The organism is Dactylosporangium vinaceum, assembly GCF_019904175.1.
GTDB lineage: Bacteria > Actinomycetota > Actinomycetes > Mycobacteriales > Micromonosporaceae > Dactylosporangium > Dactylosporangium vinaceum.
Map to the genome: position 1 here is coordinate 6,525,834 of NZ_CP061913.1, position 14,292 is coordinate 6,540,125.

Annotated in this window: 17 protein-coding genes; 9 read left to right on the forward strand and 8 right to left on the reverse strand. The window is 73.7% G+C overall.

All coding sequences use genetic code 11. The features are described from left to right. Positions 1–33 precede the first annotated feature (33 nt). Positions 34–1,272 (reverse strand): prolyl oligopeptidase family serine peptidase, encoded by a 1,239-nt coding sequence (locus Dvina_RS29350; protein ID WP_223092564.1) that lies wholly within the window; start codon positions 1,270–1,272, stop codon positions 34–36. Positions 1,273–1,410: 138 nt separating this feature from the next. Continuing rightward, positions 1,411–2,037, reverse strand: a complete 627-nt coding sequence (locus tag Dvina_RS29355; RefSeq protein WP_223092565.1) for a hypothetical protein — start codon at positions 2,035–2,037, stop codon at positions 1,411–1,413. Between the two features lie 128 nt (positions 2,038–2,165). Between Dvina_RS29355 and Dvina_RS29360 the strand changes: the two genes are divergently transcribed. From Dvina_RS29360 to Dvina_RS29380, 5 genes are all read left to right on the forward strand, one after another. After that, a complete protein-coding gene (locus Dvina_RS29360) occupies positions 2,166–2,642 on the forward strand; it encodes a DUF4396 domain-containing protein (RefSeq protein ID WP_223092566.1) in 477 nt (158 codons plus the stop codon). 37 nt (positions 2,643–2,679) lie between these two features. Further along, on the forward strand, positions 2,680–3,075 hold the full coding sequence (locus Dvina_RS29365; protein WP_246655394.1) for a (2Fe-2S) ferredoxin domain-containing protein: 396 nt from the start codon (positions 2,680–2,682) through the stop codon (positions 3,073–3,075). Positions 3,076–3,256: 181 nt separating this feature from the next. After that, complete coding sequence (locus Dvina_RS29370) at positions 3,257–4,012, forward strand: NPP1 family protein (protein WP_223092567.1); 756 nt, start codon at positions 3,257–3,259, stop codon at positions 4,010–4,012. A gap of 50 nt (positions 4,013–4,062) precedes the next feature. Further along, a complete protein-coding gene (locus tag Dvina_RS29375; protein ID WP_246655395.1) occupies positions 4,063–4,392 on the forward strand; it encodes a hypothetical protein in 330 nt (109 codons plus the stop codon). Next, positions 4,389–4,637, forward strand: a complete 249-nt coding sequence (locus Dvina_RS29380; protein ID WP_223092568.1) for a hypothetical protein — start codon at positions 4,389–4,391, stop codon at positions 4,635–4,637. The genes Dvina_RS29375 and Dvina_RS29380 overlap by 4 nt, the downstream gene beginning before the upstream one ends. A gap of 13 nt (positions 4,638–4,650) precedes the next feature. On the opposite strand, the gene Dvina_RS29385 is transcribed toward Dvina_RS29380, so the two are convergent. The 3 genes from Dvina_RS29385 to Dvina_RS29395 all read right to left on the reverse strand — a co-directional run bounded on the left by Dvina_RS29385 (position 4,651) and on the right by Dvina_RS29395 (position 8,015). Continuing rightward, positions 4,651–5,319 (reverse strand): alpha/beta fold hydrolase, encoded by a 669-nt coding sequence (locus Dvina_RS29385; RefSeq protein WP_223092569.1) that lies wholly within the window; start codon positions 5,317–5,319, stop codon positions 4,651–4,653. Beyond that, positions 5,316–6,356 (reverse strand): LacI family DNA-binding transcriptional regulator, encoded by a 1,041-nt coding sequence (locus Dvina_RS29390; protein WP_223092570.1) that lies wholly within the window; start codon positions 6,354–6,356, stop codon positions 5,316–5,318. Before Dvina_RS29390 ends, Dvina_RS29385 begins: the two co-directional genes overlap by 4 nt. Positions 6,357–6,437: 81 nt before the next feature. Further along, the gene (locus tag Dvina_RS29395; protein WP_223092571.1) at positions 6,438–8,015 is read right to left on the reverse strand and encodes a cellulase family glycosylhydrolase; all 1,578 of its coding nucleotides are present in this window, start codon (positions 8,013–8,015) and stop codon (positions 6,438–6,440) included. Between the two features lie 168 nt (positions 8,016–8,183). On the opposite strand from Dvina_RS29395, the gene Dvina_RS29400 reads away from it, so the two are divergent. The 3 genes from Dvina_RS29400 (at position 8,184) to Dvina_RS29410 (ending at position 11,749) form a co-directional block, all read left to right on the forward strand. After that, the gene (locus Dvina_RS29400) at positions 8,184–9,272 is read left to right on the forward strand and encodes a DUF6461 domain-containing protein (RefSeq protein ID WP_223092572.1); all 1,089 of its coding nucleotides are present in this window, start codon (positions 8,184–8,186) and stop codon (positions 9,270–9,272) included. Positions 9,273–9,437: 165 nt separating this feature from the next. Beyond that, the gene (locus tag Dvina_RS29405; protein WP_223092573.1) at positions 9,438–10,904 is read left to right on the forward strand and encodes a M28 family metallopeptidase; all 1,467 of its coding nucleotides are present in this window, start codon (positions 9,438–9,440) and stop codon (positions 10,902–10,904) included. Positions 10,905–10,957: 53 nt separating this feature from the next. Continuing rightward, complete coding sequence (locus Dvina_RS29410) at positions 10,958–11,749, forward strand: SDR family oxidoreductase (RefSeq protein ID WP_223092574.1); 792 nt, start codon at positions 10,958–10,960, stop codon at positions 11,747–11,749. Between the two features lie 112 nt (positions 11,750–11,861). Here Dvina_RS29410 and Dvina_RS29415 read toward each other — a convergent pair whose 3' ends face one another. Then, positions 11,862–12,488 (reverse strand): maleylpyruvate isomerase N-terminal domain-containing protein, encoded by a 627-nt coding sequence (locus tag Dvina_RS29415; protein ID WP_223092575.1) that lies wholly within the window; start codon positions 12,486–12,488, stop codon positions 11,862–11,864. A 31-nt stretch (positions 12,489–12,519) separates the two neighbouring features. Continuing rightward, a complete protein-coding gene (locus tag Dvina_RS29420) occupies positions 12,520–13,323 on the reverse strand; it encodes a hypothetical protein (protein WP_223092576.1) in 804 nt (267 codons plus the stop codon). Positions 13,324–13,379: 56 nt separating this feature from the next. Between Dvina_RS29420 and Dvina_RS29425 the strand changes: the two genes are divergently transcribed. Continuing rightward, positions 13,380–13,853: an HIT family protein gene (locus Dvina_RS29425; RefSeq protein WP_223092577.1), complete on the forward strand. Its 474-nt coding sequence runs from the start codon at positions 13,380–13,382 to the stop codon at positions 13,851–13,853. Here Dvina_RS29425 and Dvina_RS29430 read toward each other — a convergent pair. After that, positions 13,850–14,200 carry a hypothetical protein gene (locus Dvina_RS29430; RefSeq protein ID WP_223092578.1) on the reverse strand — a complete coding sequence of 117 codons (351 nt, stop codon included), beginning with the start codon at positions 14,198–14,200 and terminating at the stop codon, positions 13,850–13,852. The genes Dvina_RS29425 and Dvina_RS29430 overlap by 4 nt on opposite strands. Positions 14,201–14,292 lie beyond the last annotated feature (92 nt).

Sequence of the window (14,292 nt, forward strand, 5' to 3'; positions counted from 1 at the left end):
CCGCAGCGCCGGTGACCGGGCTGGGCTCCCCGGTCACCGGCGCTGCTGTGCGGCCATCCACTGCCAGACGTGCAGCGGCCCGACGCTCGGGTCGTTGCGGGCGACATAGATCCACGACCAGTGGCCCGGGAACTGGTGACCGTTCCAGATCACGTGGTCGTACAGCGAGAGCAGCGCCCCCGGGATCAGATCGTGCGCGTGCACGGTGTTGGCCTGCGGGGGCACGGTGTCGTCGTCGCGGGACGCGACGAGCCAGGTCGGGGTGCTGATCCGCCGCAGCTCGTCGTCGGTGACGACGTCGGTGACCACGCCGCAGATCGGCACCGACGCCGCGAACGCACCGCCGTAGACGGCTGTCATCTTCAGCGCCATGTATCCGCCGTTGCTGCACCCGGCCACGTAGATGCGGCGCCGGTCGACGGGCAGGCGGCGGGCCAGGTCCCTGACGATCTCGTCGATCTGCGGGGCGAAGCGGTCGCCGTCCTCCAGCCAGTACGAGGTGCTCTGCGGGGCCACGACGTAGGCGCCGGAGAAGATGCGCTGGGCCTGCGGGGTCGCGAAGCCCAGCGCGCCGCGGTTGGCCCGCAGCGTGGTCTCGTTGTCGTAGTAGCCGTCCGGCAGCGACGCCCCCTCGCCGCCGCCGTGCAGCCAGACGATCAGCGGATGGCGGGCGCCGCGGGCCGAGCCGGGCGGCGAGTAGAGCCGGTACCGCATCCCCGAGCCCGACCGGTGGTAGCCGAACGCGTCCACCTCGGGATTCACCAGGCGCCCCTGCTCGAACCGCTCGATGGTCACGGCCCGGCCGTCGCGCAGCCGCAGCGGCGCGTGCTGCGTGATCGTGTACACCAGGTCGAGCCGGACGTTGCGCTCCCGGCTCGCGATGTAGCCGAGCGTGCCCCCGCCGACCTGCCCCTCGGCCGTGCTCAGCTCCAGCACGATGTTCCCGCGCCGGTCGAGGCGGGCCGCGGTCACGGGCCGGTCGAGGTCGTACTCGCTGAAGATCTGGTCACCGGGGGCGATCGGGATCGGGCTGGTGGCCTTGGCGTGGACGGTGAACGTCGCCGGCGTCAGGCTGCCCGGCGCGATCGGCCCGAGCCGCCCGGTGTCGAGCGTGACCGCGGTGACCTGCTCACCACCGTCGAGGGTCACGGCGTCGAGCTCGAAGCGCACAGCCGACGGCGGGCGGCCCCCGGCGGCGGCGACTCCGGGCACTGCCAAGGCGGCGGCGGTACCGGCTCCGGCGGCCAGCAGCGTGCGGCGATCGATGACCATGGCGAACTCCCTGTCCGGGCTGGCGGGCTCCATTGACAAGGATTGATACTGCCACCAAATCGGCGGGCGAACGAGCCCGCGGCGCCCAGCCGGGCCGGGGCCGAGGCCGCCGCCATGGCCGGCGGCGCGCCCTGCGGCTCAGGCGGCCGGCCCGTTGTCGACGAGCACGAACGCGGTGACCGCACCCGCGTCACCGGCCTCCTCGGCGATCAGCCCGTTGGCCTTCGAGGACTGCAGGAACGCACCGCCGACGCTTATCACGTATGTCGCCGGGTCACCGCCGGACGGCGGCTTGATGGTGAACAGCTGCCCGTCGCGCCCCGGGTCACACGCGGTGGCGGCGACGGTGAGCGGCGCGCTGCCGTTGTTCTTCAACCCGAGACAGGCCCCGTCCGCCGTCGCCGTGCGGATCATGTGGCGGGCTCCTTGCGGTACCAACACGAAGAGGCTCTTGGCACTTGGACCATCGGTCAGGTTGAGCCGTCCGCTGCCGTCGACCGCGAGGATCGACTCCCCGGCCTCGGCCGGGCGGATGACGACCTTCCGCCGCCCGGCCAGCATCGGCCCGTCGGCCCCGCCGAACGACGGCGCGGGCGCCACCGACCGCGGCGCCGCGGCACTGGGGCCGGCGGTGGCCTGCTCGACCGGGCCGGCGCTGCTGGGCCCGGACGACGGCAGCGCCGCCTCCGGAGTGCCAGTGGCGCTGCCGCAGCCGGCGAGCGCGGCCAGGGCGGTCACGGCGGCGAGCGCGGTGGTGGGTCGCATCCGCAGGTGATACCCGATGACCGGCGGCCGGTAACGCGCGGCGGCGGCCCGGCTTTGCCGCGGCCCACAGTGAGCAGTTACCCCCCGGGGGTATAGTGGCGAGCGATCGAGCTCCCGGGAGGTTCACGATGGAACATCACGAGCATCACCATCACGGCGGCGGGGCGAGCTGGGCGGCCGCGGCCCGGGCGACGCTGCACTGCCTCACCGGCTGCGCCATCGGCGAGGTCCTCGGCATGGTCGTCGGCACCGGCCTGGGGCTGCACAACGCCGCGACCGTCGCGCTGTCGATCGTCCTGGCCTTCATCTTCGGCTACGGCCTGACCATGCGCGGTGTGCTGCGGGCCGGGGTCGGGCTGCGCGCCGCACTGGGCATCGCGCTCGCCGCCGACACGGTGTCGATCGCCGTCATGGAGCTGCTGGACAACCTCGTCGTCGTGGCCGTGCCGGGCGCGATGGACGCCGGCCTCACCAGCGCGCTGTTCTGGCTGTCCCTGGCGTTCTCGCTGCTCGTCGCGTTCCTGCTGACGACCCCGGTGAACCGCCTGATGATCGCCCGCGGCCGCGGCCACGCCGTGGTCCACCGATACCACCAGGGCCACTGACCACCGCGCCGGGCCGCAGGCTACGCTGCTGCGAGCCATGAACCGCCGCGCCGACACCCCCGCCACCGCCCCCGACGCATGCACCGTGACGGTCTGCCGGGGCTGCTGCTGCGGCACCCCGAAGATCCCGGGCCTGGACCACGCCGCCCAGCTCGCGCAGCTGCGCCGGCGGCTCGACGGCGCCGCCCGGGTCCGCACCAGCGACTGCCTCGACGCCTGCGACTACGCCAACGTCATCGTCGTGCAGCCCTCCCCCGCCGGCCGCCGCGCGGGTGGGCGGCCCGTCTGGCTCGGGCTCGTCAACCAGGCCGAGGCCACCGGCGACATCGACGCCTGGGTCCGGGCCGGCGGCCCCGGCCTGGCCGACCCGCCCGCCGTCCTCGACCTCTACACGTTCAGCCCGGCCCGGCGGGTCCGCCAGACGCTGCCCTGACCGCGCCGCCGGCCGGGAGCCCCGCGACGACGGCGGGGGCGTCACGGTGAAGGCACCACCCGGACATGGGATGTTCACACCCCAGCGGTCGCGCCCCATACTCGTGGTCGTCGATATTCATCGCAGTTGCCGACCCGATGAAAGGCCAGCGTTGGAACACGTCACAGTACGTCGTCGCAGCATGACCCGGGCGGTGGTGGCCGGGGTGGCCGCGCTCGCGGTCCTGCTGCCGGCGACGGCCGCGTTCGCCGACAACCTGCCGAACCTGCCGCAGAACGCGAACGGCTACGAGCAGTCGTTCTCCCCCGCCTACGACTACGACACCGACGGCTGCTACGCGGTGGCCGCGATCAGCCCGACCGGCACCCTGAACCCGGGCCTCAACCCGACGGGCGCCCTCAACGGCAACTGCCGCGACCAGTCCGACCTGGACCGCACTCAGACCTACTCCCGCTCGAAGTGCAACAACGGCTGGTGCGCGATCGTCTACGCCAGCTACTTCGAGAAGGACCAGGCCATCCCCGGCCTGAGCATCGGCGGGCACCGCCACGACTGGGAGCACGTCATCTCCTGGGTCAACCAGGCGACGAACCAGGTCGAGTACGTCACCACCACCCAGCACAGCAGCCAGGTGACCTACCCACGCTCGCAGGTCCGCTTCGACGGCACCCACCCGAAGACCGTCTACCACAAGGACGGCATCTCGACCCACTACTTCCGGCTGGCCAACAGCAACGACGAGCCGCCGGAGAACCACTACCACACCTGGCGCTACCCGCCGATCGTCGGCTGGGACGGCTGGCCGAGCACCGCCCTGCGCGACACGATGACGACCGCCGACTTCGGCTCGGCCACGCAGAAGATCAGCGCCGGCCGGTTCGAATCGCTGCTGAGCGCCTCCAAGCCCGCCGGCATCCCCTTCGACCCCGGCGCCTGACCCCGTCGTCGCTTGCATCCGGTACCCCGGAACAGGCTTACCGTCACAGCATGATGCCTGCTGGTGTACCGGATGCATGCACGCTCCCGACCGCCGAACGGCCCCTGCGCCGGGCCGAGTTCGACACCCTGTTCACCGAGGCCGTCCGCCACGTCGAGCGGGTGACCCCGGCCCACGCCCGCCTGCACCTGACGGGCGCGCCCGGCCTGGAGGCCACGGTCCGCGACCTGACCGCCCGCGAGACGCAGTGCTGCTCGTTCTTCACGTTCACCGTCACACCGGCCCCGCCGGGCGCCCTGCTCCTGGACATCGAGGTGCCGCCCCGATACACCGATGTGCTCGACGCGCTGACCGGCCGGGCCCGGGGTGCCGCCGCATGAGAACCTCGAAGATCAGCGGCGTCCTGGCCGCGCTGGCCTGCGCCGTCTGCTGCGCGCTCCCGCCACTCATCGCCGCCGGCGTGCTCACCGCGGCCGGCGCCGCACTTCTGCAGCAGGCGCTCCTGGCCGGCGCCGCCGGCCTCGCCGCTGTCGCCCTCGGCGCCTGGTGGCTCCACCGCCGCCGGGCCGCGCAGCGCGCCGTGCCGGCCGGCTGCGGGTGCGGCGCCGACGGCTGCGCGGGATGACGTCGCGGGCTGCTCACGCGCGGGCGAGCAGGGCCCGCAGTTCGGCCGCGACCTCGGCCGGGGCCTCGTGGACCGGGGTGTGGCCGGCGTCGAGGAGGCGGAGGCGGGCGCCGGGGATTGCCGCGGCCAGCGCGCGGGCCTGGTCCGTGCTGCGGACCGGGTCGTGGATGCCGTGCACGACGGTCACGGGGACGGCGATGCCGGCCAGGAACGGGGTCAGGTCGGTGTCGCGCTGGCTGCGCAACACCTCGATCGCGGCCTCCGGCGGGACCGCGGCCGCGTAGTCCAGCAGCTCCGCGCGAAACGCCGGGTCGAGCGGGGCGGCGAAGGAGCGGTCGAGCACCGCCGCCTGGACCTGGGGCCGGGCCGCGGAGGCCAGGGCGGTCAGGACGGTGTCGACGTCGCCGTGGCCGTGCATGGTGGCCCCGGTGTCGACGAGCATCAGGGCGGCCACCAACCCGGGGTGCCGGGCGGTCAGAGTGAGGGCTATGGCGCCCCCGGTGGAGTGGCCGAGCAGCGCCACCGGGGCGTCGTACCGGGCGGCCAGACGGTCGGCGACCGTCTCCAGGTCCCAGGGGCCGGGCTCCGTCATCCAGGAGACGGCCTCGACGTCGGCCAGGGCGCAGAGCCGGCGGAACACGGCGGGCGAGCACAGCGTGCCGGGGATGGCCACCACGATCATCCGGCCACCCTAACCGGCGCGGCGGTGCTGCCGCGGACCACGAGCGTGGCGGGCTGCTCGCGCCGGGACGGTGCGTGGCCGTCGTCGATGCGCTGGAGCAGGGCCCGGGCGGTGTGCGCGCCGTACGCCTGGATGTCCCAGGCCAGTGCGGTGAGCGCCGGGTGGACGAGCGCGCACAGCTGGGAGTCGTCGCCGGCCACGATCGACAGCTCGCCCGGGACGGCGACGCCCATCTCCTGGGCGACGTTGAGGGCGGCCACGGCCATGAGGTCGTTGTCGAAGATGATCGCGGTCGGGCGGGTGCGCCGCGACAGCAGGGTACGGGTGGCCCGGGCGCCCTCCTCCCAGGTGTAGTCGGTCGTGAGGATGTCCCGGGCGGGCAGGCCGTGCTCGCGCATCGCGCCCGTGAACGCGGCGATGCGGACCCGGGTGTGGTTGAGCACCGGCAGGCCCGCGACCCGGGCGATGCGCCGGTGCCCGAGCGCGACCAGGTAGTCCACGACAGCGGCCACCGCGGCCTCGTCGTCGGTCGATACCGAGGGCAGGTCGCCACCCGGGACGCGGCCGGCCGCGACCGCGGGCAGCCCGAGCTCGGCGATCACCGCGAGCCGCTCGTCGCGGTCCCACAGGTCGGTGACGACCATGCCGTCGACCCGGCGCTCGGCCCACCACAGGCGCATCGCCTCGATGGCGGCGGCGTGGTCCTCGACGATCTGCAGCAGCAGCGCGATCCGCCGGGCCGACAGCTCGCGCTCGAGGCCGGCGATGAACCGCATGAAGAACGGCTCGGCGCCGAGCGTGTCGGCCGGGCGGGCCAGGATCAGCCCGACGCTGTGCGCCCGCGATCCGACCATCGAACGGGCCGCCACGCTCGGGCGCCAGCCGAGGTCGTTGGCGATGTCGATGATGCGCCGGCGGGTCTGCGGTGACACGCCGGGCCGGCCGTTCAGCGCGTAGGACACCGCGCCGATCGACACCCCGGCCCGCGCCGCGATCGAGGCGATCGTCGGCCGGCGCCCGTCGGGGTTCATCGGCATACGGTAGCCGCCCCTTCCGCACGGATCGCTCCTCGGGCCGGGCCGGGGCCGCGGCGGTGTGCCGCGGCCCCGGCGGCGGGATCAGGGGTTCTGGGTGAGCAGGTGGGCCTTGTAGCCCTCGCCGAACGTGGCGGTCGGGGTGCCCGACCAGTCGGTGATGAGCACGTTGCCGGCGCTGCCGCAGACGCCCCACGGGTTCCACGTCCACGCCAGGTAGCCGACGCCGTGCGCGTCGGCCCAGGTCATGACCTGGTCGATGTAGTCGTGGGCGCAGGTGTTCTGGCCGATCTCGGTGGCGACCAGCGGGACCTGCGCGGCGACCGGGGCGATCTGGCTGTCCCAGCACGAGGCGGTCACGCAGGCGTTGAAGTTGTACGTGTGCCAGGAGGCGGCGAGGTTGTTGAGCGGGTCCGACGGCTTGTACTGCAGCCACTGCGTCATGTCGTTGGTCCACGTCAGCCCGGCGGTCATGATGACGTTGGTGGCACCGGTGCCGCGGACCGCGTTCACGAGGCTCTGCATACCGGCCACCGGGTAGTCGATGCCGGTGCAGGTGCCGCCGTCGCGCAGGCAGGTCCACGCGGCTGTCGGGTCGGTCCAGTTGTTGGCGGCATCCGGGTACGGCTCGTTGAACAGGTCGAACACGACGGCGTTGTTGCCCTTGAACGCCGTGGCCAGCTGGGTCCAGAACGTCGGGGCGTACTGCGCGTCGGGCATCGGCTTCTGGCAGGTCGCCTTGACGTCCGAGCAGCCCGCACCGGCCCCGCTGTACTGGCCGTAGTTCCAGTGCATCTCCACGATCGGCGTGATCCCGGAGGCGACCAGGAGGTTCACGTAGTCCTTGACCGCCTGCTGATACGCGGCGCCCTTGGTCCCGCTCGCGGGCACGCTGGCGGTGCCGAGCCAGCACTCCTCGTTGAGCGGAATCCGGACCACGTGCACGTTCCAGGTCTTCATCGCGTCGATCGACGCCTGGTCGGCCGGCCCGTCCCACATGCCGTTGCCCTGGATGCAGGCGAACTCGCCGCTGGAGCGGTTGACGCCGAGGAACCGGTACGGGGTGCCCGCCGCCGTCACGATCTTGTTGCCGGCGACGTGCAGCGCGGGCGCCGACTTCGCCGGCGGCGTGCTGGTGCTGGTGCTCGGGCCGGGGCTGCTCGGCTTGGGGCTGCTCGGGCCGGGGCTGGAGGGTTTGGGGCTGGTCGTCGAGCCGGTGCAGGCCACGCCGTTGAGGGCGAAGTTCGACGGCTGCGGGAACGGGCTCGGCGCCGTGGTGCCGGAGGCCGACCGGGTCCAGTCGCCCTGCAGGCCGACGGAGGCGTTGGTGGCGCCGGTGGCGATCGAGCCGTTCCAGCCGGCGTCGGTGGCGGTGACGGCGGTGGTGCCGGTGAACGTCGCGTTCCAGCCGCTGGTGCGGGTCTGGCCGCTGGGCAGGGTGAAGGTCAGGGTCCAGTGGCTGATCGGGTCGCCGAGGTTGGTGATGGCCAGGCTCGTCGTGAACCCCCCGGACGTCGGCGTCGACTGCCACGAGCTGAGGTTCTGGTAGGTCACCGAGCAGCCGGCGCTCGCGGCCGCCGCGGGCAGCGTCACGACGGCCACCCCGGCCGCGGCGAGCGCGCCCGCCGCGCACAACGCCAGCGCGGCTCTTCGTTGCTTCATGCGGGTCTCCCGGATTCTGAGGCAGGCATCGATGCGATGCACCCGGGAACATGAAGAACTTAAACCTTTAAGTCAACAGGACAGCGCCGCAACCGGCGACGATGCCCGGTGCCGACTGAAACTTTCGCGGCCGGTGATGAAGCTTTTAAGTTCGATAGGGTGCCGTCCATGACCACGGGGCTGGAGCAGGCGTCCGCACTCTGTGACGCGCTCGGGGAGATCTTCTGTCTGACATTCGTCCGCGGTGTGGACGCGCGCGAGGCGCTGCTGCGCTTCGGCGCCTACCCGGACACGTTCGCCGAGCTCGACCTGGAGGCCATGGAGGAGCGGCGGGAGTCGTACGCCGAGGGGTACCCGGCGATGGCCGGGGCGATCAGCCACGGCGAGTGGGCGGTGGTCCTCGAGCCGTCCGGGTTCGAGGGGACCGGCTCGCTGCTGGAGGCGGTGTCGGCCGGCACCGAGGCGGTCGCCGCGCTCCGGCACGACTACGCGTCACCCCGGTTCGCCTACGCCGTGGACGGCACCGAGATCGCCGGCTTCGACCCGGAGTGGCCGCAGCGGACCTGGGGCGCCGACCCGGACCGGCTGCTGGACCGCCGCCGCGCGGCCGGACTCGAGCCGGCCGGCCCGGACGACCCGAGTCCGGACGAGGCGGTCGCGCGGGCCGTGCTGCTCGCGGCCGGCATCGCCGGCGGACTCCCGGCGCAGCAGCGGATGACCGCCCCGATGCTCGCGGCCCAGATCGAGCCGTGGTTCACCACCGCCCGCCCCTCCGGCGGCACCATCCGCGCCGACCACACCGACCGGGAGCCGCACCGCGCCGCCCTGGTCGCCGCGGTCGACGCCGCCACCCCGGCGGCCAAGCGGGCCGTCGCCGTCGCCGAGGCCCGGCGGATCGCGGCCCTGCTCGGCGTCGCCGACACCCCCGGCCTGGCCGACGTCCTGACCGCCGCCGAGTCCGGCCACTTCCCCGGCGTGCCGCTCGACTCGCCCCTGGGCCGGGCCGTGCGCGGCTGGCTCCGGCTCGCCACCACCGCGGGCAACTCCCTCAACGACCACGCCGGCCGGCGCCGGATGACCGACGCCGAACGCCGGCGCGGCTACCGGTTCGGCTGGTTCACCAGCGTCCTGCGCGCCGCCCTCTACCCCGACCCGGACACCGCGGTCCGCACCGCGCTGTACGCCCTGGGCTCCGGCCCCGCCCCGCTGCATGACCCCACCGCCGTGGCGGAGGTATTGACCCGGCTCCGCGCCTGACCATCGGCCTGTGCCCACGTCACGGCCGACGACAACGGCGGTCGCGGTATGGCTGTCGCGGTATGCCCTCGCGACTGCCCTTCGGCATGCCCTCGGGCGCTTGTCGCGGAGATCGAGGTGTGCGAATCTCGCGCCACCCTCTTCCTCCGATCGAGGAGCGCCCCCATGAGATCCCGTACCGCGGCGCTGACGCTCACCGCGTCCGCCGCCCTCCTGCTCGCCGGCATCGGGCTGACCCTGCCGGCGTTCGCGGCGTCGAGCGCCACGCCCGCGCTCGCCGCGGCGCCCGACATCGCCGTCGCGAACGTGCAGGCCCACCTGGCCCAGCTCAACAGCATCGCCACCAGCAACGGCGGGACGCGGCGCAGCGGCACCGCCGGATACACCGCGTCCGTGGCCTACATCAAGGGCAAGCTGCAGGCGGCCGGGTACACCGTCGCCGAGCAGACCTGCACCTCGTGCACCTACCGGGCCAACAACCTCGTCGCCGACTGGCCGGGCGGGCCGTCCGACCAGGTCACCATGTTCGGCGCGCACCTCGACAGCGTGGCCGCCGGGCCCGGCATCAACGACAACGGCTCCGGGTCGGCGACGCTGCTGGAGAACGCGCTCGCGCTGGCCCAGCAGAACCCGACGATGAGCCGGCACGTGCGGTTCGCCTGGTGGGCCGGCGAGGAGCAGGGCCTGCAGGGCTCGAAGTTCTACGCGGGCGCGCTCACCAGCACCCAGCGCACGCAGATCAAGGCGTACTACAACTTCGACATGGTGGGCTCGCCCAACGGCGGCTACTTCATCAACCACATCACGTCCACCGCGGCCGCGCCGATGAAGGCGTACTGGGACTCGCTGAGCCTGCAGCCCGAGGAGAACACCGAGGGCGCGGGCCGCTCCGACGACTACTCGTTCGAGCAGGTCGGCATCCCGACGTCCGGCTACGCGGCCGGGGCGAGCGCGCGGAAGACCTCGGCCCAGGCGGCGAAGTGGGGCGGCACCGCGAACAGCGCCTACGACTCCTGCTACCACCAGGCCTGCGACACGAGCAGCAACATCAGCGCCACCATCCTCAACCGGGCGGCCGACGGCGTCGCCTACACGATCTGGGCCACCTCGGTCGGCGGCACCACCACGCCGCCCACCAGCACCCCGCCCGCCTCGCCCACACCGACCGGCGGGGCGTGCAGCGGCCAGAAGCTCACCAACGGCGGCTTCGAGTCCGGCACCACCGGCTGGACCGGCACCACGGGCTCCATCGGCCAGTGGGCGGCCGACGGCCAGGCCGCGCACGGCGGCACCTACAGCTCCTGGCTGCTCGGCTACGGCTCGACCCACACCGAGGCGATCTCCCAGTCGGTCACCATCCCGGCCGGCTGCTCGGCGACGCTGACGTTCTGGGTCCACGTCGACTCCGCCGAGACCACGACGACGTCGGCGTACGACAAGCTGACGGTCACCGCCGGGTCCACGACGCTCGTCACGCTGTCGAATCTGAACAAGGCGAGCGGGTACACCCAGAAGTCCTTCAGTTTGAACGCCTTCGCCGGTCAGACCGTGGCGCTCAAGTTCTCCGGCACGGAGGACTCGTCGCTGCAGACCTCGTTCGTCCTCGACGACCTGGCCGTCCAGGTCAGCTGAGCCGGGCCGCCGGCCCCCGGGTGACCCGCCCGGGGGCCGGTACCGTTGGCGCCATGACTGTCGTCGTGTTCGGCGCGCGCGGCCAGGTCGGCCGGCACGTGCTCGCAGGGCTGCGGGACGCCGGCCGGCCCGTCCGGGCCACCGGCCGCAGCGGACCCGTGATCGCCGACCTGGACCGGCCGGAGACGCTGCCGGGCGCGCTCGAGGGCGCCACCGCCGCGTTCCTGTACGCCCACCCGGCCGGGATCGACGGGTTCGTCGCCGCGGCGCGGGCGGCGGGCGTGCGGCGGGTGGCCCTGTTGTCCTCGGCCGCCGTCACCCGCCCCGACGCGGAGCAGAACCCGATCGCCCGCCGGCACCGCGCCGTCGAGGAGGCGCTGGAGCGCTCGGGGCTGGCCTGGACGTTCGTGCGCGGCGGCATGTTCGCGAGCAACACGATCGGGCTGTGGGCGCCGTCGATCCGGGCCGAGAGCACGGTCCGCCTGGCCTACCCGGACGCGCAGTCCGCGCCGGTGCACGAGGCCGACCTGGCCGCGCTGGCCGTCGCCGCCCTGGTCACCGGCGAGCACGACGGCCGCGCGTACACCGTGCACGGCCCCGCGTCGCTCAGCCAGGCCGACCAGGTCGCCGCGATCGCCGCCGCCCTGGACCGGCCGATAACGGTCGAGCGGGTCTCCCCCGCGGCGGCCCGGGCCGAGATGGTCCGCAGCCTGCCGGAGGCCGTCGCGGACCGGCTCCTGCACATGTGGGCCGCCGCCGGCGGTGCGCCCGTCGCCACCTCCCCGCAGCTGGCCACCCGGACGTTCGCGGAGTGGGCGGCGGCGCACGCGGAGGACTTCCGGTGAACCGCGGCCGCTGAAGCACGTTGCCGGAAGTCCTGTCCGCTGGGCCGACTCGGACGGCCGGGCCGTCGGGCGACGGTCGCCGGGGTGACGGACAGGACCTCTGAGCAGGCGGTTAGAACGCCGAGATCGAGTCCGGCGCCCGCTCGCGGCGGGCCAGGGCGCGGATCACGTTCAGCGGGCCGTGCCGCCAGGCCGCGATCCGGGTCAGCAGCTCGATCGTGACCTGCGCCGCGGCCGGGTCGGCGGGCGGCGTCGGGCGGCCGAGGCTGACGGCGAGATCGTCGGCGTGCACGACGAGCTCGACGATCCGGGTGCGCAGGAAGTCCTCGAGCGTCAGGCCCCACTCGCCGAGGTCGACGATCCGGTCGCGCGGCTGGGCGGGCACGGCGGCCCGCAGCGCGGCAAGCGCCGCGTCGACCAGGTCGGCCAGGCCGGCGGCGCTCGTCGAGGCCGCGGCCCGCTCGCTGCGCCGGCGGATGTCGGCGTTGTCGGGGCTGTCCGCGCCGGTCGTCACCCAGTCGTTGCGGGTGAAGTGCTCCAGGACCGGGATCGCCGCCGGGCCGGGCGCGGCGGCGAGGTACGTGACGGTCTGCGTGACCTGGTTGGCCAGGTGCCGGGCCAGGCCGCCGGTGGTGAACTCCGGCAGCGCGCTCGGCTCGGTCCAGCGCTCGGCCAGCCCGGGGTCGCGCAGGAGGGCGGCGGCGGTCGCGGCCGACGCGAGGTATGCCTCTCGTATCACCGCACGACAGTACCCACGGCTGTCGCCGCACTCAGCGTGACGGCGCGGTCGTGACGTAGCGGCCGGTCGGCCGGAGGCCGGCGCACAGCGGGCGGGGGAACGCCGGTGCCGCCTTCAGCACATCGTCGCAGCCGCCGGCGCCGGTCCGGGCGACGACGACCCAGCCGGCCGGCTCGCTGTGCAGGAAGTACCGCCACACGGCCGTGTCGACGGTGCACCCGGCCCGCGCCTCGGCCCCGCAGGCGGCCGGATCGTCAGGCACCGTCATCACGAGCCAGGTGCCGTCACAATGCTCCACCGTCCCGGTCGAGTGCCGCGACACGTCCAACCCGCGCACGGCCGCCTGCGTCCACGTCGGATCGCACCGGTCCGCCGGCGGGTCGCACCCCAGATTCTCACTGCAGCGGTTGTACCGCCCATCGCGCAACATCCACGCCTGTTGATTGATCGTCAGCTGCCGCTGCCCGATCGGCCGCGGCGACGTGATCGTCACCTCGACAGTGGTGGAGGTCGGACACGCCCCGACGATCCCGGACCAGTACGAGTCCTGCACCACGCTGGCGAAGATGACCTCGCGCTCCTCCTCCAGGTTCGTCACCCGCACGTCCCGCGAGCAGTCCTCCCGCCCGGCGAGCGCCTGCACCTGCACCGTCACCGAGTTGGCGCCGGGCCCGGGCCGGACCGCGCCGACCTCGGCCTGCCCGGTCGACCAGCTCGGCGAGGGGTCGGCCCCGACCCGCCCGGGCCCGCGCTCACCGATCCCGCTCCCCGGCGCCGCACACCCGGCCACCCCGAGCACGGCCACCAGCACCAACCACCCGCGTCGATCGCGCACCCGCCAACCTTAGGCCGACAGTTCCCGATCGGCAGTCCGCGGGTTATACAGGCCTCATGTTCAACCACGAGCCCGCCGGCTATGTGTGCCCGATGTGCCGGCTGGCGGCGGGCGGCGCGGACGAGCACCGCGCGCAGCACGACATCGTCCGGCGCGACGAGCTGGCCATGGCGTTCATCTCGCCGCGGTGGTGGCCGAAGAACCACGGCCACGTCCTGGTCGTGCCCACCGCGCACTACGAGAACCTGTACGACCTGCCGCGCGAATACGGCCACGCGGTCCACGACCTGGCCCGGGACGTGGCGATCGCCATCCGCGCGACCTACGGCTGCGACGGCACCTCGCTGCGCCAGCACAACGAGCCCGCCGGCCACCAGCACGTCTGGCACTACCATCTGCACGTCTTCCCGCGCTACACCGACGACCAGCTGTACTTCACCTGGCCGCCCGACGACTTCGCGCCGGCCGGGGAGCGGCGGCGGTACTCCGACCGGCTCCGCGAGTACTTTCGCTCGTCGCCGGCTTCCTAGGCGCCCGGCGCGGACCGGTCGACGCCGAGGCAGGCGATCACCGCGGTCAGGTCCGCGGCGAGGAAGAGCTGGAAGTGGTACGGCGGCTCGTCGACCTCGACCGCGCCGAGCCGCACGGGCCGATCGCCGTACGCGCGCAGCGCCTCCACCGCGGCCGCGAATCCGAGCGTCGCCATACCGCGCGACCGGGTGTGCCGGTCGCGCCTCGCGTAGATCGACGCCAGCCGCGGCGCCGGCGTCGAGCCGTCGTCAATACGGAAGCGGGCGCCGCCGAGCACGGCGAGCCGGCCGGCGGCGAACCTGTCGTCGTGGGTTTCGAGCAGCTCAGCGAGGCGAGCGCGGTCCACGGAAGTGAGCCTACCGGCCCGCGCGCCGCGGAAAGCAACCTGATCGGCACGTCGTTCCGTCCCGCGTTGTAGAGGCAAGGGAAGGGATCGGC